Origin of the sequence: Erwinia sp. SLM-02 (assembly GCF_037450285.1) — a bacterium.
In the GTDB taxonomy this organism is placed as follows: Bacteria; Pseudomonadota; Gammaproteobacteria; order Enterobacterales; family Enterobacteriaceae; genus Erwinia.
The window spans coordinates 1,087,140-1,113,031 of sequence record NZ_JAQISN010000001.1 but is presented as its reverse complement, the minus strand read 5'-3'; the positions used below and the strand labels follow the sequence as shown (position 1 = coordinate 1,113,031).

The window sequence follows — 25,892 nt, the reverse complement described above, 5'->3', positions numbered from 1 at the left end:
ATGATGGCATGGACTACGTTACTGACCCAGCCGGGCTACCTGATCGGCGTGCGTGCGCTGGCCAAATCACTGCAGGTCAGCGGCAGCCGCTATCCGCTGGTGGTGATGGTGACCGGCAATATCACGGCGGAAGTGCGGAGCACCCTCGAAGCTGACGGCTGCCTGGTACGTGAAGTGGCGCCCGTCAGCCCGAATCCGGCGCTGGAGAATCGCTACGCCAACCCGCGGTTTGCCGAGGTGTGGACCAAGCTGGCGGCCTGGACGCTGACCGAATTCGAACGGCTGGCCTTTCTGGATGCCGATATGCTGGTGACGCAGAACATGGACGAGCTGTTTGCGCTGCCGCTGGCACCGGGAACGATTGCGGCCTGCCACGCCTGCCGCTGCAACCCCAACCACATCGAGAGCTATCCCGCCGACTGGACGCCCGACAACTGTTTTTACAGCTGGTGCAAGGGAGAGGAGCACGTTGAGCAGCCCGACAAGGTGGATAACTATCTGAACGGCGGCTTCCTGCTGCTGACGCCGGATAAGTCGGTGTTTGACGCGATGATGGCGCGGCTGGCGGCGCTGGACGATCTGTCCACCTATCTTTTCGCCGAGCAGGATTTCCTGAATCAGTTTTACCGCGACCGCTGGCAGCCGCTGCCGTGGGTGTATAACGCGCTGAAAACCCTGCCGCACCAGCATCCGCAGGTGTGGAACGACCAGCGGGTGAAAAACATTCATTACATTATTGATAAACCGTGGGAAAAACCGCTGGATCCGGGCGACCGGTATTATGAGCTGAACCGCAAGTGGTGGCTGATTGCTGACACGCTGAACTGATACCGTGAATGATGCAGACTTTCGTTTCTATTCCGAAAGTCCGCATCAGACTCAATCACAGCTGGCTGTAGTGCGACTCGTCAGTCGCGGTCCTGCTTATTCTCGCGATTAACCACACTGCTCCGTTACTTTTTCGCCTCAAACAGCGGCACCGGCTGGCCCTGAATATAGCGTTTGCGCAGCTTCGCCGAGAGGTAATCCATGGTCATCACGATCACCACCATAATCAGGGTGATAAACATCACCACGTCCCAGTTCCACAGACGCATGTTCTCGGCGTACACCAGCCCGACGCCACCGGCCCCGACAAAGCCCAGCACCGCCGCCGATCGAGTGTTGGACTCAATCTGATACAGACTGAGCGCCAGGAAGGCCGGGAAGGACTGGGTGAAAATCCCAAAGCGCTGCTTCTGCACCGCCCCGGCGCCCAGTGCGTTCAGTCCGCGCCCCGGCGATCGTTCCACCGCTTCATGCCCTTCGGCATAGAGTTTCCCCAGCAGCCCGACGTCCTGCATGATAATCGCCAGCACCCCGGCCAGCGGCCCCATGCCGACGGCGCGCACGAAGATCAGACCCCAGATCGCCATATCAATCCCGCGCAGCAGATCCAGCAGCCGCCGGACGATCAGCGAAACCGGGCGCAGCACCGGCGTGTTCATCACGTTGCGGGCGGCAAAGAACGACAGCGGCAGCGCAATCAGCGTGGCGGTCAGCGTCCCGGCAAAAACGATGCCGATGGTGATGCCGATCTGGCCGAAGTAGTAGGCAAACGGCCAGTTAGCGACGTCGTGCCAGACAAACATCCGCAGGAAGTAGTGGCCAAGCTGGCCCATGCCGATGGTCAGCTGCTGCCAGCTGATGCCAAAGTTGGCGAAGAAGAAAATATAGTAGAGCAGAATGGCCCCGGCGATCAGGCCGGTTTTGGTCAGGTAACGGCGCTGGACGGCAAACAGCGCGCTGTGCTGCTGCCGGATGCTGTTCTGCCGTTCGCTGTTGATGGATACGATCATGCGGCTTTCCCCTCAACCACGCGCTTGCGAATCTTGCCGGAGAAGGTATCCAGCAGCGACACCACCACGATAATCAACAGCAGCGTCATGCTGACCTGATCGTAGCGATCCAGTTTGATATTGGTCATCAGCTCCTGCCCGATGCCGCCCGCCCCCACCAGCCCGAGGATCGTCGACTGACGGAAGTTAATTTCCAGGCGCATAAAGCCGTAGGAGAGAAACACCGGCTTCACCTGCGGCCACAGGGCGAAGCGCATACGCTGAAACGACGAAGCGCCCGCCGCCGCCAGGCCGCGCACCGGCTTGTCGGAGGCGCTTTCAATAGCTTCATAAAACAGCTTGGTCAGGCTGCCGATGGTGTGCAGCGCCAGCGCCAGGAAGCCGGGGATCACCCCGATACCGAAGGCCATAACGAACATTACCGCCCACGCCAGCTCGGGCATGGTGCGTAAAAAAGCCACCCCGGTGCGGATAGCAAAACTGACGCCGCGCGGCGTCTGGGTATTCCCGGCGGCGAGGAAAGCCAGCACGCCGGCCACCATCACCGACAGCACCGTGGCGGCCAGCGCCAGCTGCAGCGTTTCCCAGATCAGCGGCAGCTGGATATGCAGGCGATAGCCCCACCACGCCAGCGAGCCGTCGGTTTTCACGTCGTCAAACAGGGCATGAAAACGCAGCGCCGGTATCGTTTCGCGAATGTAGTCAAAGAAGTGCGGCAGCGACACCCAGACGGTGTGCAGGTTAAATTCAGCCAGATGGGCCGAGCCAAGATACAGCCCCAGCAGCAACAGTGACCACAGCAGCGTATCGCGCTTTTGTCTGCCGCGGATCTGCTGGTAGTAACGCTCAAAATCGGGATTTGTCATGCGGACACCTGGATTAAGGGCCGGAAGTCCGGCCCTTACAAACGGGGAGAAAGCGGCGGATTAAGAACGCTTGGAGGTCAGTTCACGTTTCATATCGATGATCGCCTGGTAATCTTTTACCGTGGCCGGTCCGATATGCTGTGCGCCGCCCACGGCCTTCACGAAGCAGCTGTGCTGTTCGGTATCCAGCTTTTTGATGGCGGTAATCAGTTTGGCTTTGAAGTCCGCAGGCAGCTTGTTGCTGACCAGAATCGGGCCGTTAGGGATCAGCGGCGATTCCCAGATAATGCGGATTTTCTTCATCAGGTCCGGCTGACCGGCGCGGATCATACGGGTGAATGCGCCGCTGGTATAACCGGTATTGTAGTCGCCGATCATTGAAGCCCAGGTCACCGCGCCTTCAAACTGACCGTTCAGCACGCCCAGCACATCCTGCTCGTGGCCGCCGGAGAAAGTCACGCTGGAGAAGAAGCCGTTGTATTTATCATCCACGCTGCCGCCGAACTCTTTCTTGAAGCTCTGGTTCGGGATCAGGAAGCCGGAAGTGGAGTCCGGATCAGCCATGCCGAAGGATTTGCCTTTCAGGTCGGACAGCTTTTTGTACGGGCTGTCGGCTTTCACCACCACCACGGAATGGTAGCCGCGCGATTTATCCGCGTCGTCCACCACGATGCCGACGACGTCAACCGCCTGCGGATCGGCGATGTACACGGAGGCATAAGAAGACGGTGACATGCTCAGTACCATATCCACTTTGCCGCCCAGCAGACCCTGGATCACGCCAGAGTAGTCCGAGGAGTTACGCAGTTTGGTATCAACACTCAGCTCTTTATCGAAGAAGTCTTTCACGCACTGGTTATCACCGATCTGCTGGGTGGCGTTCTGGCCGCCGAGAATGCCCAGGTTCAGTTCTTTTGGCGCGTCTGCGGCAAAGGCGTTGGCGGCCATAACACTGCTGATTACCGCTGCGAGTAGGTATTTTTTCATTGCTGTGTCCGTATCCCAAAAAGTGTTAGTTAAGCTGCGACATCTCTTCGCCATACAGAGTATGCAGAAGGCTGTCGGTCAGCTGCGACGGATGTCCGTCAAAAACAATGCGCCCCTTGGCAATGCCGATAGCGCGCGTGCAGTACTCTTTCACCAGCTCCACCGAGTGCAGGTTAACCATTACGCTGATGCCGTTTTCACTCACCTGGCGCAGAACGTCCATAATGCGGCGGGTGTTTTTCGGATCCAGCGAGGCGACCGGCTCGTCGGCGAGCAGAATTTTCGGGTTTTGCATCAGCGCGCGGCAGATAGCCACGCGCTGCATCTGTCCGCCGGAGAGGTTCTCGGCGCGCTGTAGCGCCTGCGGCAGCATATTCAGCCACTCCAGCAGGCCGATGGCGCGGGCGCGATCCTCATCCGGGAAGATTTTAAACAGGGATTTCAGCGTCGAGGTCTGGCTCAGACGCCCCAGCAGGACATTGGTCAGCACGTCCAGACGCGGCACCAGGCAAAAGTCCTGGAAGATCATGCCGCATTCACTGCGCCACTGGCGCATCTGTCGGGCGTTCAGCTCAACGATATTCTGCTGTTGACCGTCTTCGGCGAAGTGGCGGATCTCACCCTCGCTGGCCGGGATGGTGCCGTTCAGCACGTGCAGCAGCGTGGATTTCCCCGCGCCGGAGCGGCCGATAACCGCCACCAGTTCGCCCGCGTGCAGGTCGAAGTTAATGTCGTCCAGCACGCGTGCCTGTGAGCCGTAGGATTTACCCAGCCCGTTGACCGCCAGCACTCTGGCATGGCTGGCCGGATGGGGAACATCCTGATGCTGTGGGGCAATTTTTAACTGTGCCTGTGCCATTGTCATATACCGTTGTGGTTAAGCGCGTTCGTCGTTGTGCGCTTATTAAGGGCGAGCGCGATGACGCTCATATGACAGGCGAGTGATGAAACGGTGACAGACGAAAAGAATCCGGCCGGAGGAAAAAAGAGCAGACCAGGGCGATTTCAGTTGCAGGAAGGTGGCGCAGGCGGCATAAAGCGGCGGCCCCGGTCGGCGTTAATCCGGGGATGAAGCCCGGTAGATGCGCTGCGGACGGCCGACTTTACCGTAAACGATGTCGGCGCGGATCCGCTGCTGCCCGGCGGCGAATTCCAGATAGCGGCGGGCGGTGGTCCGGCTCAGCTGCAGCACCCGGGCCACGGTTTCGGCGGTATGCCGCGCGGACTCATCCCTGAACAGATCGCTGACCTTCGCCAGGGTGAGCGCGTCAATCCCCGGCGGGAGCGGCACCTCACCGGCTTCCCGCGCATAGGCGTTAAACATCTCGTCGATCTGACGCTGGCTGGCGGTATCGGGGCTGGAGAGCATCGTCAGCCGCTGCTGGTAGCGTTCCAGCGTCTGCTCCAGACGTGCCCAGGATACCGGTTTAATCAGATAGTCGAAGACGCCGCAGCGTACCGCTTCCGCTACCGTCGCCATGTCGCTGGCGGCGGTGGTAAACACCACTCCGCACGGGCTGTGGGCCTCGGTCAGCTCGTGCAGCAGTGTGATGCCCCTGCCGTCCGGCAGGTAGTTATCCAGCAGGATCAGCATGGGCTTGAACCGCGCAATCATCATCCGCGCTTCCGCCAGATTCCCCGCCAGCCAGACCTGACGCCGCGGTCCGTTTTGCACGATAAACCCGGCATGCATTTCGGCCAGCGCGGTTTCATCTTCAACAATCAGTATGGTCAGTGTTTGTCCCATCAGTCATTTTCACTTTCGGCAAAAAAACGGAAAACAGCGCGCCGCAGGGCTGATTATCTTCATGCAGGATGGTCCCGCCGCAGCGCCTGACGTAGCCCGCAATTAAGTAGAGGCCAATGCCGTGCTCGCCTTCATCATTATTTTTACTGCTCACGCCGCGATGAAACATCGCTACGCGCAGCTGTTCCGGCACGCCACATCCCTGGTCAGCCACCTCAATGATGACCTCGGTGCCCTCATCGCTCAGATAGAGTTCAACGGTGCCGTTCCCTGCGGGGTTTTTCAGCGTGGCGTCAAAGGCGTTATCCAGTAAATTGCCCACGATGGCGGCGAATTCGGTGCTGTCCAGGCCGGCGGGGAGATGGCGTAGCTGACTGCCATCGGCGATGTTCAGCGTTAAACCCAGCTCCCTGGCCCGCTGCGCTTTACCGAACAGCAGCCCGGCCACCTGCCGGTCGGCGAACGCCCCCATCAGGCTGTCGATCAGGCTTTGCTGCGCCTGCGATTCGCCCTGCACCATTTTGAGCACCCGATCGTACTCTTTCATTTGCAGCAGGCCATTGATCGTCGACATCCAGTTGAGGTGTTCGTGACGCAGGGTACGCATATTTTCAACGTACTGTTTAATCTGGCTTAGCTGGGCATTGAGGGTGCTGATTTCATCTTTGCTGCGGAAGCTGATGATCGCCCCCAGCCGTTCACTGCCGTAGCGGATCGCGCCCCGGCTGGCGATCACGCTCAGGCCGTTAAAGCTGCAAATCACATCCTGCAGATTTTCAGGCGTTCGATCGGTAAAAAATTCGCTGGGGTGAACCACCGTGGCAACGGACTGCCCGAGCCACTGTTTGCCCGGCGAACTCAGGCCCAGCATTTTACGCGCGTTACGGTTTATCGCGGTAATCCGCCCCTGCGGGTCGACCGCAATCAGCCCCTCAAACACGGAACCAAACAGCGCCTCCTGCTGGCGGACCACCCGCGCTATCTGTCGCGGTTCCATACCCATCATCTGACGCCGGATATGCGCGGCAAACAGCCACGACAGCAGCAGCAGAATCAGCAGGATAAAAATAAACACCCCGGCCATCGGCAGCAGGAAATTGAGCCGCCAGCCGTCAATTTTACTGTTGAGGTAACCGAGTGACACCACGCCGATGACCTGCCCGCTGGCGTCAAAAATGGGCGTTTTGGCGCGCATGGCCCGGCCGATTGAGCCCTTACCCGAGATAAAATAGCTTTCGCCCCGCTCCAGCGCACCGGGCCGGGTAAACTGCATGGGGTGGCCTATCTTGGCCGGATTAGGATGGTAAAGGCGGCGGGAGTGGCGATCGCCAATCACCACGTAGTCAAAGTCAGCGCCGCTGGCCAGCCGGCCGATAATCGCCGCCAGGCGGGCGGTATCGTTATTCTCTACCGCCGCGATCACGCTGTCATTTGAGGCAATAATTCGCGCCTGGTTCATGGCCATATCGCGGACCTGCTTGTTCTGATAATCCTCAAAACTGGCCGTCAGGTACTGGCCGAGGGCGACGATCAGCAGCACGGAGACGGTCAGCAGCAGCAGGAAAATGCGCAGGGGAAAAGCCAGCCGGTCGAAAATTCTGCCCTTATCCTTTTCACTGTTCCCTGACATTCCACCCTTCCCTGAATAACAATCCTGCCACGCCGCCTTCACCTGCCGGGATAAGAAGGTGGCAATTTTCTGCGATTATCGCACGTCGTGCACAACAAGACATAAATATAATGGATATGGAATCCATCAACGATAACCCGCCCCCAATTAATTAACCAAATAAAAACCATAAAGTTTATTTAATTCAGTCAGCGCTTTATGAAATACATCAATAAACAGCCATATTGCCCGACGTAATATGCTGTTGCAGTCAGTTACCCCAGATTCGTCGTCAGGATACGCATTACATTATCTGTCAAATAAAGGATTTTTGCAGACATGTCAGAGGATTATGTTTTTTCCCAGGTGAAACGCGCTGAAAACAGAAAAATGGCCGCCGTCAGCCGCTTTCTGCATGAAAACGATCTGGGCATTGATACCTCCGTTGAGGTTTTTATTACCGTCACCTGCGATGAACAACTTATTGCCTGCGGCGGCATTGCGGGAAATATTATTAAATGCGTCGCCATCAGCGAGTCCGCCCGCGGCGAAGGGCTGGCGCTGAAGCTGGCGACCGAATTAATTAACCTCGCCTATGAGCGGCAGTGTACGCACTTGTTTATTTACACCAAAAGTGAAAACGAGGCGCTGTTTAAACAGTGCGGATTTTATCCCCTGGCCCGCGTCCCCGGCGTGATGGTGCTGATGGAAAACGACGCCACGCGTCTGCAGCGCTACGCCAGCTTCCTTACCACCCTGCGGCGCGGCGGCAGTAAAACGGGCTGCATCGTGATGAATGCCAATCCGTTCACCCTTGGCCACCGCTACCTGATCCAGCAGGCCGCAGGACAGTGCGACTGGCTGCACGTTTTCCTGGTGAAGGAAGATACCTCGCGCTTTCCGTATGAGGATCGCCTGGCGCTGGTCCGCGCCGGGACCGCGGATATCAGCGACGTGACGGTCCATCGCGGCTCGGAATACCTGATTTCCCGCGCCACCTTCCCCTGTTACTTCATCAAAGAACAGGGGGTAATCGACCACTGCTATACCGAAATCGACCTGCAAATCTTTCGCCAGCACATTGCCCCGGCGCTGGGGATCACCCATCGCTTTGTCGGCAGCGAACCGCTCTGCGCCGTCACCGCCGATTACAACCGCGATATGCGCCGCTGCCTGAGCGATCCGGCCATGGACGCGCCGCCCATCGCGCTGGTGGAGATCGAACGCATCCAGTATCAGGGCAAAGCCATTTCTGCCTCCTGGGTACGCCAGCTGCTGGTGAAAAAGGAGCTCGCCACCATCAGTCATCTGGTGCCGGCCACCACCCTCGACTATCTGCAGCAAAAGCTCTTCGCAGGCCAAAAAAACCATTCTGAATCAGTCACAGGTGAAACATGAAAATAATCCATGCCGCCGTTGCCGGCACCCTGGAATCAGGCGATGTGATGATCCGCATCGCCCCTGCCGATGGGCAGGAAATCGATCTGCAGATTAACAGCAGCGTTGAAAAGCAGTTTGGCGCGGCGATCCGCGCCACCCTGTTGCAGACGCTGGCCCACTACGGGGTGCAGGGCGTACAGCTGATCGTTGACGATAAGGGGGCGCTGGACTGTATTCTCCGCGCCCGCCTGGAAACCCTGCTGGCCCGCGCCGCCGGCCTCGCCGCACTGCCCTGGGAGAACACCAAATGACCGCCCTGCATAACGTTCCTCTGCGGTCGCGCATCCGCCGCAGCATGCTGTTTGTTCCCGGGGCCAACGCCGCGATGGTCAGCAACGCGTTTATTTATCGCGCCGATGCGCTGATGTTTGACCTTGAGGATTCGGTCATCCTGCGTGAGAAAGACGCCGCGCGCCGCCTGGTCTATCACGCGCTGCAACATCCCCTGTATCAGGAGGTGGAAACCATCGTGCGGGTCAACGGGCTGGACTCGGCCTACGGGCTGGACGATCTGGAGGCCGTGGTGCGCGGCGGTGCGGATATCGTCCGCCTGCCTAAAACCGATACCGCGCAGGACGTCACGGACATTGAGACTGAAATCAGCCGCATTGAAAAACAGTGCGGCCGCGAACCCGGCAGCACCGGCCTGCTGGCAGCGATCGAATCCGCTCAGGGCATTACGCAGGCGGTGGCGATTGCCCACGCATCACCGCGTTTAATCGGTATCGCCCTGGGGGCAGAAGACTATGTGCGCGATCTGCGCACCGAGCGCTCCCCCGAAGGCGTGGAGCTGCTGTTCGCCCGCTGTTCCATCCTGCAGGCGGCACGCTCGGCGGGGATCCAGGCGTTCGATACGGTCTATTCCGACGCCAACAACGATGCCGGTTTCCTGCATGAAGCCGCGCACATCCACCAGCTGGGTTTTGACGGCAAATCGCTGATCAACCCGCGCCAGATCGACTTGCTGCACAACCTCTACGCACCTACGCGCAAAGCCTTTACCCAGGCCCAGAACATCGTCGACGCCGCCGAAGCCGCCGCCCGGGAAGGGCGCGGCGTGGTATCGCTCAACGGAAAAATGGTGGACAGCCCGGTGATTGAACGCGCTCGTCTGGTGCTCTCCCGCGCGGCGCTTTCCGGGCTTCGTGATGAATAAGGACAGACTATGACTCAGCATCAAACCGACGATCGTATCAGCGAGCGTCGCCAGCCCGCATACGACTACCCGGCGTATCAACCCGCGTCCAAGCTGAATCTGCAGGCGCAGAAACCGCGCGACGGCAAGCTCTGCGGCAGCATCGAAGAGGCCGTTCGCCGGTCCGGGCTGAAGGACGGCATGACCCTCTCCTTCCACCATGCGTTTCGCGGTGGCGACCTGACGCTGAACGCGGTGATGGAGACCCTCGCCCGTATGGGATTTAAGAACCTGACGCTGGCATCCAGTTCGCTGAATGACTGCCATGCGCCGCTGGTCGAACACATCCGCAATAACGTGGTCAGCCGTATTTACACCTCCGGTCTGCGCGGCCCGCTGGCGGAGGCGATATCGCGCGGCCTGCTGGCCGAACCGGTGCAGATCCACTCCCACGGCGGGCGCGTGGAGCTGATTGAGCGCGGTGAACTGAATATCGACGTTGCCTTCCTCGGCGTGCCCGCCTGCGACCCGGCGGGTAACGCTAATGGCCGCGTCGGCCGGGCCTGCTGCGGTTCGCTGGGCTATGCCAAAGTGGATGCCGACTACGCCAGAAAGGTGGTGCTGCTGACCGAGGCGATCGTCAGCTACCCGCACGCGCCGGCCAGCCTGGCTCAGGACCAGGTGGACCTGATTGTTCAGGTTGAACAGGTGGGCGACGCCGACAAAATTGGTGCGGATACCACCCGCATGACCACCAACCCGCGCGAGCTGCTGATCGCCCGCAGCGCCGCCGAGGTGGTGGTGAACTCCGGCTACTTCAACGACGGCTTCTCGCTGCAAACCGGCACCGGCGGCGCGTCGCTGGCGGTGACCCGCTTCCTGGAAGACAGCATGCGCCGCCGCGATATTCACGCCGCATTCGCGCTGGGCGGCATTACCGCCGCGATGGTCGACCTGCATGAAAAGGGACTGATCGACAAACTGCTCGACGTGCAGAGCTTCGATCGCCATGCGGCGGAATCGCTGGCGCGAAACCCGAACCACATCGAAATCAGCGCCAATCAGTACGCCAACTGGGGGTCAAAAGGGGCCTCCGTCGACCGACTTGACGTGGTGATACTCAGCGCGCTGGAGGTGGATACCGACTTTAACGTCAACGTGCTGACCGGTTCCGACGGCGTGCTGCGCGGCGCGTCCGGCGGTCACTGCGACACGGCGGTGGCCGCCGCGCTGTCGATTATCGTTGCCCCGCTGGTTCGTGGCCGCATCCCAACCCTGGTCAACAGGGTCACCACCTGCGTCACGCCCGGGTCCAGCATTGACATTGTGGTCACCGATCACGGCATTGCGGTTAACCCTGCCCGCCCCGAGCTGGCGGATAGGTTGAAAGCTGCCGGTATGAAGGTGGTGACCATTGAATGGCTGCGCGAGCGGGCGGAACAGCTCACCGGCAAACCGCAGCCCGTGGCGTTTACCGACCGGACCATCGCCGTGGTGCGCTACCGCGATGGATCGGTAATCGATATTGTCCGTCAGGTCAGGGAGTGAACAATGCCGCTTTATATCACCTCAGCAACGCGGGCTACCCTCACCGTTGAACAGCTGCTCGCCAGCCGGGACGCCCGCCACGCGCGCCAGCAGGCCTGGCTGGCACAGTATGCCAGCACGCTCGTCTCCTTCACCGTGCTGGCCCCGGGGCCGGTAAAAGACAGCCCGCTGACCCGGCGTATTTTTAATCGTGGCCTGCGGGCGTTAAGGCAGCGGCTGGCGGAGCGCGGCTGGGAAATCACCCACCAGCTCTGCGTTGCGCTGCCGACCGGTCCGGAAGGCCTGCTGGCGGTCAGTGCCCCGCCGGAGCCGCTGAAGCGTGCCCTGATCGACCTTGAACAGGCCTCGCCGCAGGGCCGGCTGTGGGACTTTGACGTGTTCACCCCGCAGGGAACCCTCCTGTCGCGCAGAGACTACGGACTGCCCGCCCGCCCCTGCCTGCTGTGCCAGCAGGATGCATCGGCGTGCGCCCGCAGCCGGGCGCACACGACGGCCGACCTGCTGCGCCAGATGGACACACTGATGCAACACACCGACGCCGTTATCAATCATTAAATCCCTGACAGAGGATCGATTATGTCCCTTGCGAAAGATAAGATATGGAAATCTCTGACCCCGCTGGTTGTTCTCGCCGTGATGCTGGTGCTGCCGACGCCCGACGGCATGCCGCCGCAGGCCTGGCACTATTTTGCGGTATTCGTGGCGATGATAGTCGGGATGATCCTTGAGCCGATCCCGGCGACGGCGATCAGTTTTATCGCCGTGACGGTCTGCATCATCAGCAGCCATTACGTGTTATTTGATGCCGCTGAACTGGCCAATCCCGAATTTAACGCCGGGAAACAGGCGCTGAAATGGGGTCTGGCGGGCTTCTCCAGCTCGACGGTCTGGCTGGTGTTCGGTGCCTTCATCTTCGCGCTGGGCTACGAAGTAACCGGGCTGGGCCGCCGTATTGCGCTGTTTATGGTCAAATTTATGGGCAAACGCACGCTGACGCTGGGTTACGCTATCGTCATCATCGACGTCATGCTGGCCCCGTTTACGCCGTCCAACACCGCGCGTACCGGCGGGACGGTATTCCCGGTAATCAAAAACCTGCCGCCGCTGTTTAAATCATTTCCCAACGACCCTTCCTCAAAGCGCATCGGCGGATACCTGATGTGGATGATGGTGATTGGGACCAGCCTCAGCTCCTCGATGTTTATTACCGGTTCCGCGCCCAACGTGCTGGGTCTGGAGTTCGTGGGTAAAATTGCCGGCATTCAGATCAGCTGGCTGCAGTGGTTCCTCAGCTTCCTGCCCGTGGGGATTATCCTTCTGGTGGTGGCCCCCTGGCTTTCTTACATTCTGTACAAGCCGGAGATCACCCACAGCGAGGAGGTATCGAACTGGGCGGGCGAAGCGCTGAGAGAGATGGGCCGCCTGACGCGAAAAGAGATCACGCTGATTGGCCTGGTGCTGCTGAGCCTGGGGCTGTGGGTATTCGGCGGCAAAATCATCAACGCGACGGCGGTGGGGCTGCTGGCGGTTTCCCTGATGCTGGCGCTGCACGTGGTGCCGTGGAAGGACATCACCAAATACCACAGCGCCTGGAATACGCTGGTTAACCTGGCAACGCTGGTGGTGATGGCAAATGGCCTGACCCGCTCCGGCTTTATCGACTGGTTTGCCAACACCATGAGCCGACATCTGGAAGGGTTTTCCCCCAGCGGCACCGTGGTTGCGCTGGTGCTGGTGTTCTATTTTGCCCACTATCTGTTTGCCAGCCTTTCCGCCCACACCGCCACCATGCTGCCGATGATCCTGGCGGTGGGGAAAGGCATCCCCGGCGTGCCGATGGAACACCTGTGTATTTTGCTGGTGCTGTCTATCGGTATCATGGGCTGCCTGACGCCGTATGCCACCGGCCCGGGCGTGATTATCTACGGCTGCGGCTACGTGAAGTCGAAGGACTACTGGCGGCTGGGTGCCATTTTCGGCGTGGTGTTTATTTCGCTGCTGCTGCTGGTGGGCTGGCCGATCCTGGCGATGTGGAGCTGACCGGTCAGGGGCAGACTGCGCTGGCATTCTGCCCCACTCTTCATGACAGTTTGGATGCCCGAGTTTCTCGGGGATCCTGAATTGGCATTACCCTGCTTTCAGCCTGATTTACTGATAGGCCGCATCAAAAAACGCTTTCTCAAGCCCTACCGCACGGCGGAAAAGGTCCTCACACTGCGGGGCTTCCGCCGGGCCAACGCGGTCCAGCTCCTCGCGGATAAACGCCACAAACGCATTGAAATCAGGGTTGTCGTGCAGCGTGACCCACTCGGCATAGACGAAATTGTCCGGTAGCGGTCGGGCAGCCTGAGATGCCCAGTCAAAATACAGCCATTCCGCCACGTTCAGCACCGTCAGGATCGCCGCATAGCTGCGGGTGGCAGCCGCTTCGCGCATGATGGCTTTGAAACCGGCCGTCGGCGCGGTATCAGGCTTTTCGCTGCGCAGTTGCTCACCGACGCCGAGCGCGGTAAACGAACGCAGGAAATAGGTGTTTTCTTCCGAGGAAACCATCCCGGCAAAGCGGCCAAAGCGCAGGCGGGCTTCGGTGGTATCGGCGCTGGCCATCGCCGCACCCACCAGGATCAGGAAGCTGTCGAGGAAGCGGTGATCCTGAATCAGGTAATTAATCATCACGCGGTCGTCAACGGTGCCGGTGACCAGCTCCTCAACGAAACGGTGACTGACGGCCGCCGACCATGTCGGCAGATTCTGGTTACGCAGGGTTTCGGTAAAACGTTCGGTCATCGTGTTGTCCTGTAAAGTAAAGACAGCGCGACTGAATGTGGGTACTCAGGCAGTCTGGTACAAAGACCGGTAAGAGTCAGACAGGTTGCGCCATCCCTTCGCCGGCATTATCCGGATCAGGTATTAAGGGTCTTCGCACCGTTGCATGTGCGAACTCTCAGCCCGATATCAGGCTCCCCCTGGAAAGGTTCGGCAAGAAACATAACCCGTCAGTTCCGGTGTTGTAAACAAAAACTGAGTAATGAGTAATACTCTGATAACAGATGGAATAAGATTGGACAAAGCGGGGCATCAACACTCGATCAGTACCAGATCCGCCTCATTTAAACCGGTCATCTTGATCACCGTTAAACGATCCATACCATTTTGCAGCATCGTTTGAGCGATTTTGAGTGCAGCCGCTCGTCGACCCTTTTCAATACCACTCTGCTCCCCGAGCAAAATCCCCTTCTTCATTCCCTTCTTTTCAAGCTGCTCTGCAAGCGTCATAAGTTGCTCCTTATACGGTGGGACGCGCCGCGCGAGTTTACGGATAAAGGCTTCTGCATCGGACATTTCCGCCGTCTGCGCGAAATAGTTTACCAACGTCACCAACTGCTGTCCCGTCATGTGTTTTGCCAAAATTAAAGTTGCCAGCGTGTCCACCAGCCCGGCGAGATCGCGCAGATGGATATGTTTTTGCAGCAGAGTCAGCGCAGCCATACTTCGATGTTGCATAATTTCATCATCCGGAATCACCGTCACGTCCACCAGCGTAAAAGCGCCTCCGTAAATCTCCTCCGCCAGTGCCGGATCGTCAAACTCATCCAGCCAGCGGGTCGGCCAGGGATACGGACTGCGTTTTCCGGCATAGAACAGCACCGGGATGACGAGCGGCAGTTTTTTATGCCCGGCCTCAAGATGGCGCTGCATCGCCGCCACCGCGTATCGCATCAATCGGAAGGCCATATGTTTATCCGGTGTTGACTGGTGTTCAATAAGAACGTGGACGTATGCATCACCGCTGAGGGTTTTCATGCGGTAGAGCACATCGCTGAAGTAGGCACGCAGGTTTTCCTCGATAAAACTCCCTGACTGTAGCTTCAGCGTGCTGAAATCACATATTTGCTGAAGCGCGCGTGGCAGATGAAGCTGCATAAAATCGCGAGCGGTATTGGGATTATTCAGAAACTGTTTAAACACCAGATCGTGCGGCGTCGGGCTGATACTTTTCCGATGTTCATCTCCCCTTTTCGATGCTGTCATGTCCTCTCCCTGGACGGATAAATGTAATCAGTGAGAAGGTTACCTAATCGGACGTCGCTGCATGAAAAAATGTCTGCGTATTGCCTCGCATTTATCGTTGTAACGGAAGTGAAATGTAAATCTCACTCTCAACGAATAGCGAAAAATGTCCTGGCGGCATTTTAAGTTTAAAAAAAATGAATTCTCTGGAACATACTCAACCCGATTTTATTCAACACGCCGATTATTAAAAATAAAGTTAGTCATTATTTTTTGGCAACCTTCCTTATCCGTTCGAAATGCATTAACTATAAAAAACACCGGCTTGAAAAATAATAATTCCCATTCAAGGCATAATAATCAATGAAACATAGCCGCTACGCGTCTCAGCATCATAAAAAACATTCGACCGCATGGCGATTATGCCGCTGGACCAGCGGGATCGTTGCCTGTGTAGTTGTTGTAGCCGTGCTTGCCTGGTTAGCCACCCTGGTCATCCCCAAATCCGGGAACGCCCTCGCAAAAGACCCTCTGCCCGTCAATGAGCAACAGATCAAACGCGGAGAATACCTCGCCCGCGTGGGCGACTGTGTCGCCTGCCATACGGCACCCGGCAAGCCGGCGTTTAGCGGCGGTTTGCCCATCGCCTCGCCGATTGGAGGGATGATCCCGCCCAATATTACGCCCGATAAAAGCACCGGCATTGGTCACTATTCCTACGGTGACTTTGAACGTGCGGTCAGATACGGCATCGCTCCCTCGGGCGACACGCTTTACCCCGCAATGCCGTGGATTTCCTATTCGCGTCTGACTCAGGACGACATGGCGGCGCTTTATGCCTATTTCATGCACGGCGTTACGCCGGTCGTTGCTCCGCGCCAGCAGAACACCATTCCCTGGCCGCTCTCCCTGCGCTGGCCGATGACCTGGTGGCGTTGGCTTTTCGCCCCTGAAACGGCACTGACTGCCGCGCTGCCGAAAGATCCCGTGGCGCTTGGCACCTACTATGTTACCGGCCTCGGTCACTGCGGTGCCTGTCATACACCTCGTGCCATCACGCTGCAGGAAGCCGTTTTTGATAACAGCAAAGGCAGCCAGTATTTATCCGGTGGACAGGTTATTGATGGCTACTCGGTGCCGTCCCTACGGGGCGAACGGCGCTCCGGGCTGGGCCTTACCCGCGCCGAAGAGATTGTCGCATTATTAAAAACCGGGCGTTCAGACAAAACGGCAACCTTTGGCCCAATGTCCGATGTGGTGACTCACTCCACACAATATATGTCCGACAGCGATCTTTATGCGATTGCCGCTTATCTGCGATCCCTGCAGCCGAATATCATACAGGATAAACCCTATTACGACTTAACCACCCTGAACCGGTTAACTCGTGGTGATGAATTAACTCCCGGGGGAAAACTGTATTTATCCCACTGCGAAGGCTGCCATTTAGCTAACGGACTGGGCTACAAAAATAAATTACCGGCGCTGGCATTGAATACGATGGTCAATAATCCCGACCCGGCCAGTTTAATAAAAATTGTGCTGACGGGCGCCACCAACGCCGAAACAAAACACAGCGACACGCTCTATTCGATGCCCGCCTATGCCGGTTCACTCAGCGACGAAAATATCGCTGACGTATTAAGTTTTATTCGATCGTCATGGGGCAATCAGGCTGCTGAAGTGTCTGCTTCAGCCGTGTCAGAGGTGCGTAAAGACAGGGCAACACGGAACAATAACGGCGCACGCGACTAATGAAAACTTACGGAGTGGGTATGAAAAACAGCCATCGCGGCTTACAGATATGGCTTTTCCTGATCAGCATGGCGATTCTCGCTGCGCCACAGGCGCTGGCGACGCCCGATGGAACGGAAGTTAAGAGCCAGGCACTGGCGCAGCCCGAAGAGGCCAGCCGCTGCATGAGCTGCCACGGCCCCGGCGGCATCAGCCAGAATCCGCAGTGGCCCAACCTGGCGGGGCAAAAAGCCCCCTATTTGCGCAGCCAGCTTAACGCTTTCCGCGACGGCAGCCGCAGGAACGGCATGATGCAGAACGTGGTTAACGGCCTGACTGAAAACGATATTCGTCAGCTTTCGGAATATTTCAGCCAGTTACCCTCCGCCAATCCCTAACCGACAAGGAGCCTTTGTGCAGACCTTACTACTGGCACGCAGACGTTTTATAAAGGCCACCGCGGCCGTTGGCATCCTGTTCTCCGGCCTCCTCCGCCCGATCGTCAGCGTGGCGTCCGGCGGCGGGGCTATTCGGCCATCGGGTTTCAAAGGTTCGTTTATCAGCCACGCCGATCCGCGCTATTTCCGCTGGTTCTGGGCGATGACCTGGTACGATAAAAAACCGCCGCGTTTTCCTGATGTGATTGCTCAGCCGCTGGATCCCGACGATGTCAAAATCCTGCTGCTGTATGCGCAGCAAACCGGTCGTCGGGTGGCGCTGCGCAGTTCCGGGCACAATATCACCCTGTCGCCGCTGCGCAACGGCGCGGTGACTATCGATATGTCGCGCTTCGACCACATCGAACTGGACCCCGGGTCAAAAACCGCCTGGGCCGGGCCTGGCGTATTAAGCCAGGAACTGAACGAAGCCACCTTTGCCCGGGGGCTGGTGTTTCCCGGTGCACACACCGGTTTCGTCACCCTAGGGGGGTTCCTGCTCGGCGGCGGTATGGGATGGAATATGCCGGCCTACGGCATGGCATGCGGATCGGTGCTGGCGGCAGAGCTGATGCTGGCGGACGGTTCAACCGTCACCGCTTCACCGGATGAGAACACCGATCTCTACTGGGCGATGCGCGGCGCAGGCTCGGGGTTTTTCGCCGTTGTACTGCGCTACAAATTACAGCTGCACACCGCGCCCATCGCGATAATGAACAGCTTTTATTTTCCCGTTACCGATCTGCGCCCCGCGCTGGACGAGGTGATGACGCTGCTACCGGCCAATGCACAGCGTTCGGAAATTCTCGGCGCGCTGGGAAAATTCTCCCCGCCCGGCACGCCGCCGTCGGAGCAGCGCTGGCATCTGGCGCTTAACGTGATTTCGTTTGGCAGTACCGAGGCCGAAGCGCTGGAGGTGGCAGAGCTGTTCAACAACAGCAAACTGCCGGACCTGTGCACCCTGCAAAGCGTGCACAACCGCACGTTGACCTATCTCGATCTGTTCGAGGCACTCGGCGCAACGGATGCCTACAGCACCAGCAGAACCAGCGAAACCGCCTTTTTCACCGATCGGCCAGAGCTGGCGCTGCCGGTGGTTGCCGAGCTACTGGAAAACGAAGCCGTTGATTCGCGCTCTTTCGGTTTTTCGGTGATTGATACCAACCCCACGGTGCCGGAACCGTGCAGCTTCACCTACTGGGCACCGCACTATATTTCCTGGTATCTGATTGGCTCCACAGAGGCAGAAATCGAGGCGAACAGGCGGCTGATGCTCAAGCTCAATGCCGCCATTAAGCCGTATGCGAAAGGCTACTACATTAACGAAATCGATTTAGATGTGGCGCCGGAGATGGTGAATCAGTGTTTTTCCGCCGAGAAATGGCAAAAGCTGAATCAGGTTCGGGAGGTCTGGGATCCGGAAAAACGCTTTTACAGCTATATCAAACAGGAAGTTGACGGCGAGGTTGTCTCTGATAGTTAAGGGGCGTTGCCAGCCCGTAATCAACTTTTAATGCAAACGTTGGAACTGAAAATGCGGTTTTGGCATGCATTCAGGCAGCCTGACACAACGGCTGCCTGAACTGTTTTTAACTGTCGTTCTGTTCCGTTACACCCCACGGCATTTCCGCCAGCAGCAGCGAGAAATCCCTCAGCGTCTCGTCCAGCGCCCCGTCGTTGTTCAGCGTCAGGCACCCTGCAGTCACCGGCTCTGCCGCCCGCTGTATCCTGCGGATAATTTCGGCCTCATCCTCGCGGCCGCGCTGGCGAAGCCGCCGCGCCAGTACCTCAGGCGAAACCTGCAGGCACACCGGCAGCAGGCGGTCGCCGTAGCGCTGCTGGGCTACCGCCAGATGACGGCGCGAACCGTTAACCACCACGTCCAGCCCGGCGGCCAGCCACAGGTCGATTTCGGTGCCCAGCGCGTAGTAAAACTGATGCGCCTGCCACTCTACGGCAAACATACCGAACTCGCTGCGGCGCAGAAACTCGTGTTCGCTGAGCGCAATATGGTTTTCCCCTCCGGCAGAGGCGCAGCGGGTAATATAGCGGTGCGCCACCACCACCCGATCCGGGGCGCTTTCCCGCAGGGCCAGCAGCAGGCTGTCCTTGCCGGAGCCGGATGCGCCCATCAGCCAGATTAGCCGCGCCATCAGAACACCATCCGGCCTTTCGCCCAGACGTTTTTGATATAGACCTGCTCCCTTGGCTGATGCACCAGCACCAGATCCGCACGTTTCCCTTCGGCAATCACGCCGCGATCGGTCAGCCCGATGGCGTGCGCCGGATTGCGGGTGACCAGCGCCACGGCGGCGGGCAGATCCATGGCGATCTCGTCATCCGCAGCCAGGCGGAAGGCGGCATCGAGCAGGCTGGCCGGATAGTAGTCCGAGGAGAGAATATCCAGCAGCCCCTTTGAGGCGAGATCCCGTGCCGCCACGTTGCCGGAGTGCGAACCGCCGCGAACGATATTTGGCGCCCCCATCAGCACCTGCAGCCCCATTTCGCGGGACGACCGCGCGGCCTCTTCGGTGGTCGGGAATTCGGCAATGACGCTGCCGACGCCTTTCGACTCCAGCACGTGTTCGTGGGTGGCATCATCGTGGCTGGCCAGCGGAATATGGTACTGGCGGCACCAGGCGGAAATCGCTTCGCGGTTAGGCGTCGACCAGCGCGCGGCCAGGCGCAGCTGATCGGCCTGATAGGCATCCAGCTGCTCGTCGTTCATCTGGTATTTTCCGCCAAAATAGGTGCGCCACGCGTCCAGCGACACGTACTGACGCTGGCCCGGCGAGTGGTCCATCAGCGACACCAGCGACAGTGCCGGATTGCACATCAGCTGTTCAAACAGCGGCAGCGTGGAGTCGTGCGGCAGTTCGCAGCGCAGATGCAGGCGATGTTCGGCGCGATTCAGCCCGTGTTTTTCACTGTGGCGGATGGCGTTAATCATCTTGTTGAGGTTTTCCATGCGGTGACCGCCGTCGCGCACGTCGCCCACGCCGATGGCATCCAGCACCGTGGTGATACCGCTGGCGATAATCAACGCATCGTGGCTGCTCATCGCCGAATGTGCAGGCCAGTCCACTTTCGGGCGCGGGGTAAAGAATTTATCCAGACTGTCGGTATGCAGCTCGACCATGCCGGGCATCAGCCAGCCGCCCTCGCCGTCGATGGCTCCCGGCAGCTGGCTGGGGGTGTCGGCATAGGCGGTAATGATGCCGTTTTCGCAGGCCAGCGAACCGGTGACCACTTCGCGTTCAAGAATAAGCTTAACGTTGTTGATAATCATACGGCGTGCTCCGGGGTAACAGACTGCATGACATGCAGACGATCGGCGACGCGTTCGCGCACCGCGTTATCATGAAAAATCCCAACAATGGCGGCACCGCGGGCGCGCGCCTGTTCAATCAGCGAAACCACTGCCGCACAGTTAACGCTGTCGAGTGAGGCGGTCGGCTCATCCAGCAGCAGGATCGGCGACTCGGCGATAAAGCCACGGGCGATATTCACCCGCTGCTGTTCACCGCCGGAGAAGGTCGACGGTGGCAGCGACCAGAGCCGTGACGGCACGTTCAGGTGCCCGAGCAGCGCCTGCGCCCGCTCCTCACTTTCTGCCCGATCCACGCCGCGCTCCAGCAGCGGCTGCATCACCACCTCCAGCGTGCTGATACGCGGGATCACCCGCAGAAACTGGCTGACCCAGCCCAGCGTGTCGCGGCGCAGCGCGAGGATCTGCCGCGCCGGGGCGCTGACCAGATCCACCCACTGCTGCTGATGGTCAACCCAGATATGGCCGCTGTCCGGCAGATAGTTGCCGTACAGCGAGCGCAGGAGCGTGGATTTCCCGCTGCCGGAGTGGCCGTGCAGCACCACGCATTCACCGGCCCCCACCTGCAGCGAGGCGTTGTTCAGCACCGGAAGCCTTGCGCCGTGCTGGTTGTGCATGACGAAGGTTTTTGACAGATTCTCGATGCGTAGTTTCAGGTTCATAGCTGTTTCTCAACAAGGTTACAGAATGGATGACACCAGCAGTTGGGTATAGGGATGATGCGGATCGTCAAGCACCCGATCGGTCAGCCCGCTCTCCACCACCTGGCCCTGCTTCATCACCAGCAGACGGTGGGCCAGCAGGCGCGCCACGCCGAGGTCGTGGGTAACAATCACCACCGCCAGGTTGAGATCGCGCACCAGGTTGCGCAGCAGATCCAGCAGCCTGGCCTGCACCGACACATCCAGCCCACCGGTTGGCTCATCCATAAACACCAGCTTCGGCCCGGTGACCAGGTTACGGGCGATCTGCAGACGCTGCTGCATCCCGCCGGAGAAGGTGCCCGGCAGGTCGTCGATACGCGCCAGCGGGATCTCCACATCCTCCAGCCACTGGCCGGCCTTCTCGCGGATCTGCCCGTAATGACGTTCACCCACCGCCATCAGCCGCTCACCGATATTGCCCCCGGCCGACACCTGCGCCCGCAGGCCGTCCATCGGATACTGATGCACCACGCCCCACTGGGTGCGCAGCAGGCGGCGGCGTTCGCTCTCGCTCATCGCGTAGAGGTCACTGCCCTGATAGATAATTTCACCGTGCTGCGGCGGCAGGCGGGCCGAAATGGCCTTCAGCAGTGTGGTTTTACCGGAGCCGGATTCCCCGACGATCCCCAGCACTTCACCGGGAAAAAGCTCGAATGACACATCGCTGAACCCCTTACCCGGCGCGTAAAGGTGGGTGAGCTGATTGACCGTCAGCAGCGGTGACTCGCTATTCATGACTGGCTTTCCTGTTGCTGATGGCAGTAATCGGTATCGGAGCAGACAAACATCCTGGTGCCGCTGTCGTCCATCACCACCTCGTCCAGATAGCTTTCGCGCGATCCGCAGAGGGCGCAGGGCTGATCCCACTGCTGGACGGTGAACGGGTGATCGTCGAAGTCGAGGCTTTCCACTTTGGTGTACGGTGGCAGTGCGTAGATGCGCTTCTCACGCCCGGCGCCGAACAGCTGCAGCGCAGGCATCATATGCATCTTCGGGTTGTCGAATTTTGGGATCGGTGACGGGTCCATCACGTAGCGATCGTTAACCTTAACCGGATAGGCGTAGGTGGTGGCGATATGGCCGTAGCGGGCAATGTCCTCATACAGCTTCACCTGCATGATCCCGTACTCTTCCAGCGCGTGCATGGTGCGGGTTTCGGTTTCACGCGGTTCAATAAAGCGCAGCGGCTCGGGGATCGGCACCTGATAAATCAGCACCTGGTCTTCAGTCAGCGGGGTTTCCGGGATGCGGTGGCGGGTCTGGATCAGCGTGGCATCGACGGTGCGCTCGGTCACCGCTGCGCCGCTAACGCGCTGGAAAAAGCGGCGGATGGAGACCGCATTGGTGGTGTCGTCGGCCCCCTGGTCAATCACCTTCAGCACGTCGTGCTCGCCGATCATACTGGCGGTCAGCTGAATGCCGCCGGTTCCCCAGCCGTAGGGCATCGGCATTTCCCGCCCGCCAAACGGCACCTGATAGCCGGGAATGGCCACCGCTTTCAGGATCGCCCGGCGAATGGTGCGCTTGCTCTGTTCATCCAGATAGCCCGGATTATAACCGTTCAGTTCAGCCACGTTGCTTCTCCTGATACTCCGCGCGCAGGCGCTTTAACAGTTCCAGCTCGGCCTGGAAATCGACGTAGTGCGGCAGCTTGAGGTGCGAAACGAAACCCGCCGCCTCCACGTTATCGGCGTGGGAAAGCACAAATTCTTCATCCTGCGCCGGGCTGGTGATGCGCTCGCCGTACTCGTCGGTCTGCAGGGCGCGGTCCACCAGCGCCATCGCCATCGCTTTGCGCTCGGCGCGGCCAAATACCAGGCCATACCCACGGGTGAAATGCGGCGCGGCATCGGCGGGTGTGGTAAAGCCGTTGACCATTTCACACTCCGTCAGCAGGATTTCGCCGATTTCCAGCGGGAAGCCCAGCTCCTCGGGGGCGATTTCCACCGTGACGTAACCGGTGCGGATCTCACCGGCAAACGGGTGGGTGCGGCCGTAGCCGCGCTGGGTGGAATACCCCAGGGCCAGCAGGAAGCCCTCATCGCCGCGCACCAGCTGCTGCAGCTTCGCCGAACGCGGCAGCGGGTAGGACGGCGGATCGCGGGTGATATCCAGCGGCTCGCTGCCGTCATCCTCTTCGGCAATCGCCAGCCCTTCACGCGTCATCAGGTCGAACATATGCGGACAGCGCGCGTCCAGCGGCTGTTCGGCACGCTGCGCGGGCGGGGTTTTTCCCTCGGCCAGCAGGGTAAAATCCAGCAGGCGATGGGTGTAATCGTAGGTTGGCCCCAGCAGCTGGCCGCCGGGCAGATCTTTATACACCGCCGAAATCCGCCGCTCCACGCGCATGGCTCCGCTATCCAGCGGCAGGCTGTCGGCGAGGCGCGGCAGCGTGGTGCGATAGGCGCGCAGCAGGAAAATGGCTTCCACCAGGTCGCCGCTGGCCTGCTTGATAGCCAGCGCGGCCAGTTCGCGGTCGTGAATGCCGCCCTCGGTCATCACCCGGTCCACTGCCAGGCCCAGCTGCTGGTCAATCTGCTGACACTGCAGCTCCGCCTCGCTGCGGTCGCCCCGGCGCAGGTCGTCCTGCAACCGGTGGGCGGCGGCTATCGCCTTCTCGCCTCCTTTCACCGCAACGTACATCAGCAGACCTCCACGTCGGTGGTGCGCGGCAGCGCCATCATGTTCTCGCCGCAGGTGAAGATCAGATCGATACCCTGCGGGAACGTGTGGGCGCGTTTGCGCAGGAACTTCAGCACGTTTTCCGGCAGCTGTGGCGCAATCGCCCGGGTTTCCATCAGCCCTGGACCGCGCAGGCGCAGCGTCAGTCCGCCGCTCAGTCCGCTCACGTCAATAATCAGCGTGCTGCTCTTCTCCGGCGCGACGTTATCGCCCGGCGAGAAGCTGGCGATATCCGCAGAGGACTTCGCGTGCAGCAGGGCAAACGGCGCATCGGTACGATCGGTGACCGGCGCACCGGTATGAAAACGCAGGTTGTTCAGCAGCGCATCATCGTGAAACCGTTCGTCAATCCACAGCGGCGTTTCGCGGTCGACCAGCGTCATCAGCACCGCCGTGGCGGCCACCGAGGTGCGGCCCCATGCGGGAAGCGACGGCAGCGAAACCATCACACCCGGCTCGCTCATGGCTTTAAGAATACGGCGGAAGGCGTGCTGGGCATCGGCAACCGGATGGCTGAAACTGGCGAGTAGGGTCATTAATTGTCTCCCCTGACAAGGGTGAAGAAGTCAACGCGACTGCTGGCGACTTCGCGGGAGCGCAGCAGCAGCTGCTCCTCACGCGCGGCGGCCAGCGGCGCAATAATCTGTTGGTGAAGGGTCTGCCCGCTGTCGCCCTGCAGCAGGGCATCCAGCAGCGCGCAGCGTTCCGCGTGGGCTTTATCGCGCCCGATAACATAGCTGTAGCCGCAGGTGCCATTGTCCAGTTGGACGACCGCCCGGGTTACCGTGGTATCGCCGAGGATAAAGCGCCGCCCGGTGCCGCCCATTCGCGCCTGGAGGCGGGTCAGCCCGGTCTCCGGCGCGCGCAGCAGCTGGTACTGCGGTTGCAGCGTTGATGGCCAGTGTGCAAGCAGCAGCTGCGGGCTGCTGTGGGCCAGCACGGAGAGCCAGTGCTGGCGGGCCTTATGTGCTTCCATTTAATGCTCCAGCGTCAGTTCAATCATGTCGGCACGCGTCAGGCTGACGGAGTATTCCGCCATCGCGCCGCTGCCGTTGCGGGTATTCAGGGTGCGCACGCAGAGCAGCGGGGCATGCAGCGTCACTTCGAGCAGCCGGCTCTCTTTCGCCTGTGCGCGGCGGGCGGCGATGCGCGTCTGTTTGCGCGTCAGCCCCTCGCCCATCTGCTGGCTGATAAAATCGTGTAATGAACCGCTGGTAAATTTTTGCAGCGACGGCCACCAGTTCAGATCGGGCAGATAGTGGTTAATCACACAGACCGGCACGCCGTTGACCCGGCGCAGGGTGCGCAGGTGGATCACCGTATCGCCCTCATTGCAGGCCAGCGCCGCGGCCACTTCGGCGTTGCACGGCCGCAGCACCGCCAGCAGGCGTTCGCTGGTGGGATGGCTCCCCTGCTCCATCAGGTTCTGACTGAAGCGAGCCTGGGCGTGCAGCGGATAGTCGTAAGGGCGCATCAGCACCAGAATGCCAACGCCCTGACGGCGCTGGACCAGTCCCTTATCCACCAGTTCATCCACCGCGCGGCGCAGCGTATGACGGTTAACTTCGTAATGGGCAGCCAGCTGTTTTTCCGACGGCAGATACTCGCCGCAGCGATAGCGGCTGCGCAGTTCATCTTCCAGCCGGGCGGCAATGGCCTGGTATAAAGTGGTCGGATGTCTGGATAAGTTGAGCATTAAAAAAAATCTCCACAGCGTCATACCCGGCGGGAAGCGATTTGCATACTGCTGCTTCCTGCCACCGATGGGCATTACTTTGCCGGGGATGTGTGACACTGTGGTTAACGGGATATGACGTTTGTGAAAT

Annotated in this window: 27 protein-coding genes and 1 riboswitch; of the genes, 10 read left to right on the top strand and 17 right to left on the bottom strand. The window is 59.5% G+C overall.

Features of this window, described 5'->3' with window-relative positions; genetic code table 11:
* Window positions 1–828, top strand: a complete 828-nt coding sequence (locus PGH32_RS05180; RefSeq protein WP_337893377.1) for a glycosyltransferase family 8 protein — start codon at window positions 1–3, stop codon at window positions 826–828.
* A 125-nt stretch (window positions 829–953) separates the two neighbouring features.
* On the opposite strand, the gene phnE (PGH32_RS05175) is transcribed toward PGH32_RS05180, so the two are convergent.
* The 6 genes from phnE (PGH32_RS05175) to dpiB all read right to left on the bottom strand — a co-directional run bounded on the left by phnE (PGH32_RS05175) (window position 954) and on the right by dpiB (window position 7,068).
* The gene (phnE, locus tag PGH32_RS05175) at window positions 954–1,838 is read right to left on the bottom strand and encodes a phosphonate ABC transporter, permease protein PhnE (RefSeq protein WP_314427199.1); all 885 of its coding nucleotides are present in this window, start codon (window positions 1,836–1,838) and stop codon (window positions 954–956) included.
* Window positions 1,835–2,704 carry a phosphonate ABC transporter, permease protein PhnE gene (gene phnE, locus PGH32_RS05170; RefSeq protein ID WP_314427196.1) on the bottom strand — a complete coding sequence of 290 codons (870 nt, stop codon included), beginning with the start codon at window positions 2,702–2,704 and terminating at the stop codon, window positions 1,835–1,837. Before phnE (PGH32_RS05170) ends, phnE (PGH32_RS05175) begins: the two co-directional genes overlap by 4 nt.
* A 60-nt stretch (window positions 2,705–2,764) precedes the next feature.
* Window positions 2,765–3,691: a phosphonate ABC transporter substrate-binding protein gene (gene phnD / locus PGH32_RS05165; RefSeq protein ID WP_314427194.1), complete on the bottom strand. Its 927-nt coding sequence runs from the start codon at window positions 3,689–3,691 to the stop codon at window positions 2,765–2,767.
* A gap of 25 nt (window positions 3,692–3,716) precedes the next feature.
* Window positions 3,717–4,550, bottom strand: coding sequence for a phosphonate ABC transporter ATP-binding protein (gene phnC, locus PGH32_RS05160; RefSeq protein WP_314427191.1), 834 nt, complete (start codon window positions 4,548–4,550; stop codon window positions 3,717–3,719).
* A gap of 198 nt (window positions 4,551–4,748) precedes the next feature.
* Window positions 4,749–5,438 carry a two-component response regulator DpiA gene (dpiA, locus tag PGH32_RS05155; RefSeq protein WP_314427188.1) on the bottom strand — a complete coding sequence of 230 codons (690 nt, stop codon included), beginning with the start codon at window positions 5,436–5,438 and terminating at the stop codon, window positions 4,749–4,751.
* Complete coding sequence (gene dpiB / locus PGH32_RS05150) at window positions 5,407–7,068, bottom strand: sensor histidine kinase DpiB (protein WP_314427186.1); 1,662 nt, start codon at window positions 7,066–7,068, stop codon at window positions 5,407–5,409. The genes dpiA and dpiB overlap by 32 nt, the downstream gene beginning before the upstream one ends.
* A 318-nt stretch (window positions 7,069–7,386) precedes the next feature.
* Between dpiB and citC the strand changes: the two genes are divergently transcribed.
* Genes citC through PGH32_RS05120 form a run of 6 tightly spaced genes read left to right on the top strand, consistent with a single transcriptional unit; the run spans window position 7,387 to window position 13,210 of the window.
* Window positions 7,387–8,445, top strand: a complete 1,059-nt coding sequence (gene citC / locus PGH32_RS05145; protein WP_337893376.1) for a [citrate (pro-3S)-lyase] ligase — start codon at window positions 7,387–7,389, stop codon at window positions 8,443–8,445.
* On the top strand, window positions 8,442–8,738 hold the full coding sequence (citD, locus tag PGH32_RS05140) for a citrate lyase acyl carrier protein (protein WP_337893375.1): 297 nt from the start codon (window positions 8,442–8,444) through the stop codon (window positions 8,736–8,738). Before citC ends, citD begins: the two co-directional genes overlap by 4 nt.
* Window positions 8,735–9,643, top strand: a complete 909-nt coding sequence (locus tag PGH32_RS05135) for an aldolase/citrate lyase family protein (RefSeq protein WP_337893374.1) — start codon at window positions 8,735–8,737, stop codon at window positions 9,641–9,643. Before citD ends, PGH32_RS05135 begins: the two co-directional genes overlap by 4 nt.
* A gap of 9 nt (window positions 9,644–9,652) precedes the next feature.
* Complete coding sequence (citF, locus tag PGH32_RS05130; protein ID WP_337893373.1) at window positions 9,653–11,170, top strand: citrate lyase subunit alpha; 1,518 nt, start codon at window positions 9,653–9,655, stop codon at window positions 11,168–11,170.
* A gap of 3 nt (window positions 11,171–11,173) precedes the next feature.
* Window positions 11,174–11,725, top strand: a complete 552-nt coding sequence (citX, locus tag PGH32_RS05125; RefSeq protein WP_337893372.1) for a citrate lyase holo-[acyl-carrier protein] synthase — start codon at window positions 11,174–11,176, stop codon at window positions 11,723–11,725.
* Window positions 11,726–11,746: 21 nt separating this feature from the next.
* Entirely contained in the window at window positions 11,747–13,210 is a 1,464-nt protein-coding gene (locus PGH32_RS05120) for an anion permease (RefSeq protein ID WP_314427170.1), read from the top strand.
* Between the two features lie 108 nt (window positions 13,211–13,318).
* Here the strand turns inward: PGH32_RS05120 and PGH32_RS05115 are convergent, their stop codons facing one another.
* Together PGH32_RS05115 and PGH32_RS05110 are read right to left on the bottom strand one after the other, a co-directional pair.
* Window positions 13,319–13,957: a TenA family protein gene (locus PGH32_RS05115; protein ID WP_337893371.1), complete on the bottom strand. Its 639-nt coding sequence runs from the start codon at window positions 13,955–13,957 to the stop codon at window positions 13,319–13,321.
* Between the two features lie 76 nt (window positions 13,958–14,033).
* Window positions 14,034–14,147, bottom strand: a riboswitch (TPP riboswitch).
* A gap of 101 nt (window positions 14,148–14,248) precedes the next feature.
* Window positions 14,249–15,202: an Rpn family recombination-promoting nuclease/putative transposase gene (locus PGH32_RS05110; RefSeq protein WP_337893369.1), complete on the bottom strand. Its 954-nt coding sequence runs from the start codon at window positions 15,200–15,202 to the stop codon at window positions 14,249–14,251.
* Window positions 15,203–15,544: 342 nt separating this feature from the next.
* Between PGH32_RS05110 and PGH32_RS05105 the strand changes: the two genes are divergently transcribed.
* The 3 genes from PGH32_RS05105 to PGH32_RS05095 are packed head-to-tail and all read left to right on the top strand — an operon-like array spanning window position 15,545 to window position 18,835.
* Entirely contained in the window at window positions 15,545–16,936 is a 1,392-nt protein-coding gene (locus PGH32_RS05105; protein WP_337893368.1) for a c-type cytochrome, read from the top strand.
* A gap of 20 nt (window positions 16,937–16,956) precedes the next feature.
* Complete coding sequence (locus PGH32_RS05100) at window positions 16,957–17,313, top strand: c-type cytochrome (RefSeq protein WP_337893367.1); 357 nt, start codon at window positions 16,957–16,959, stop codon at window positions 17,311–17,313.
* A 16-nt stretch (window positions 17,314–17,329) separates the two neighbouring features.
* A complete protein-coding gene (locus PGH32_RS05095) occupies window positions 17,330–18,835 on the top strand; it encodes an FAD-binding oxidoreductase (RefSeq protein WP_337893366.1) in 1,506 nt (501 codons plus the stop codon).
* Between the two features lie 106 nt (window positions 18,836–18,941).
* Here PGH32_RS05095 and phnN read toward each other — a convergent pair whose 3' ends face one another.
* Genes phnN through phnF form a run of 9 tightly spaced genes read right to left on the bottom strand, consistent with a single transcriptional unit; the run spans window position 18,942 to window position 25,762 of the window.
* The gene (phnN, locus tag PGH32_RS05090; protein ID WP_337893365.1) at window positions 18,942–19,505 is read right to left on the bottom strand and encodes a ribose 1,5-bisphosphokinase; all 564 of its coding nucleotides are present in this window, start codon (window positions 19,503–19,505) and stop codon (window positions 18,942–18,944) included.
* Window positions 19,505–20,641 (bottom strand): alpha-D-ribose 1-methylphosphonate 5-triphosphate diphosphatase, encoded by a 1,137-nt coding sequence (gene phnM / locus PGH32_RS05085; RefSeq protein ID WP_337893364.1) that lies wholly within the window; start codon window positions 20,639–20,641, stop codon window positions 19,505–19,507. Before phnM ends, phnN begins: the two co-directional genes overlap by 1 nt.
* A complete protein-coding gene (phnL, locus tag PGH32_RS05080; RefSeq protein WP_337893363.1) occupies window positions 20,638–21,342 on the bottom strand; it encodes a phosphonate C-P lyase system protein PhnL in 705 nt (234 codons plus the stop codon). The genes phnM and phnL overlap by 4 nt, the downstream gene beginning before the upstream one ends.
* Window positions 21,343–21,360: 18 nt before the next feature.
* A complete protein-coding gene (gene phnK, locus PGH32_RS05075) occupies window positions 21,361–22,119 on the bottom strand; it encodes a phosphonate C-P lyase system protein PhnK (protein ID WP_337893362.1) in 759 nt (252 codons plus the stop codon).
* On the bottom strand, window positions 22,116–22,958 hold the full coding sequence (locus PGH32_RS05070; RefSeq protein ID WP_314427142.1) for an alpha-D-ribose 1-methylphosphonate 5-phosphate C-P-lyase PhnJ: 843 nt from the start codon (window positions 22,956–22,958) through the stop codon (window positions 22,116–22,118). The genes phnK and PGH32_RS05070 overlap by 4 nt, the downstream gene beginning before the upstream one ends.
* Window positions 22,951–24,027, bottom strand: coding sequence for a carbon-phosphorus lyase complex subunit PhnI (locus tag PGH32_RS05065; protein WP_337893361.1), 1,077 nt, complete (start codon window positions 24,025–24,027; stop codon window positions 22,951–22,953). The genes PGH32_RS05070 and PGH32_RS05065 overlap by 8 nt, the downstream gene beginning before the upstream one ends.
* Entirely contained in the window at window positions 24,027–24,602 is a 576-nt protein-coding gene (gene phnH, locus PGH32_RS05060) for a phosphonate C-P lyase system protein PhnH (protein ID WP_314427137.1), read from the bottom strand. The genes PGH32_RS05065 and phnH overlap by 1 nt, the downstream gene beginning before the upstream one ends.
* Window positions 24,602–25,042, bottom strand: a complete 441-nt coding sequence (gene phnG / locus PGH32_RS05055; protein WP_314427135.1) for a phosphonate C-P lyase system protein PhnG — start codon at window positions 25,040–25,042, stop codon at window positions 24,602–24,604. Before phnG ends, phnH begins: the two co-directional genes overlap by 1 nt.
* Window positions 25,043–25,762: a phosphonate metabolism transcriptional regulator PhnF gene (gene phnF / locus PGH32_RS05050; RefSeq protein WP_337893360.1), complete on the bottom strand. Its 720-nt coding sequence runs from the start codon at window positions 25,760–25,762 to the stop codon at window positions 25,043–25,045.
* Window positions 25,763–25,892 lie beyond the last annotated feature (130 nt).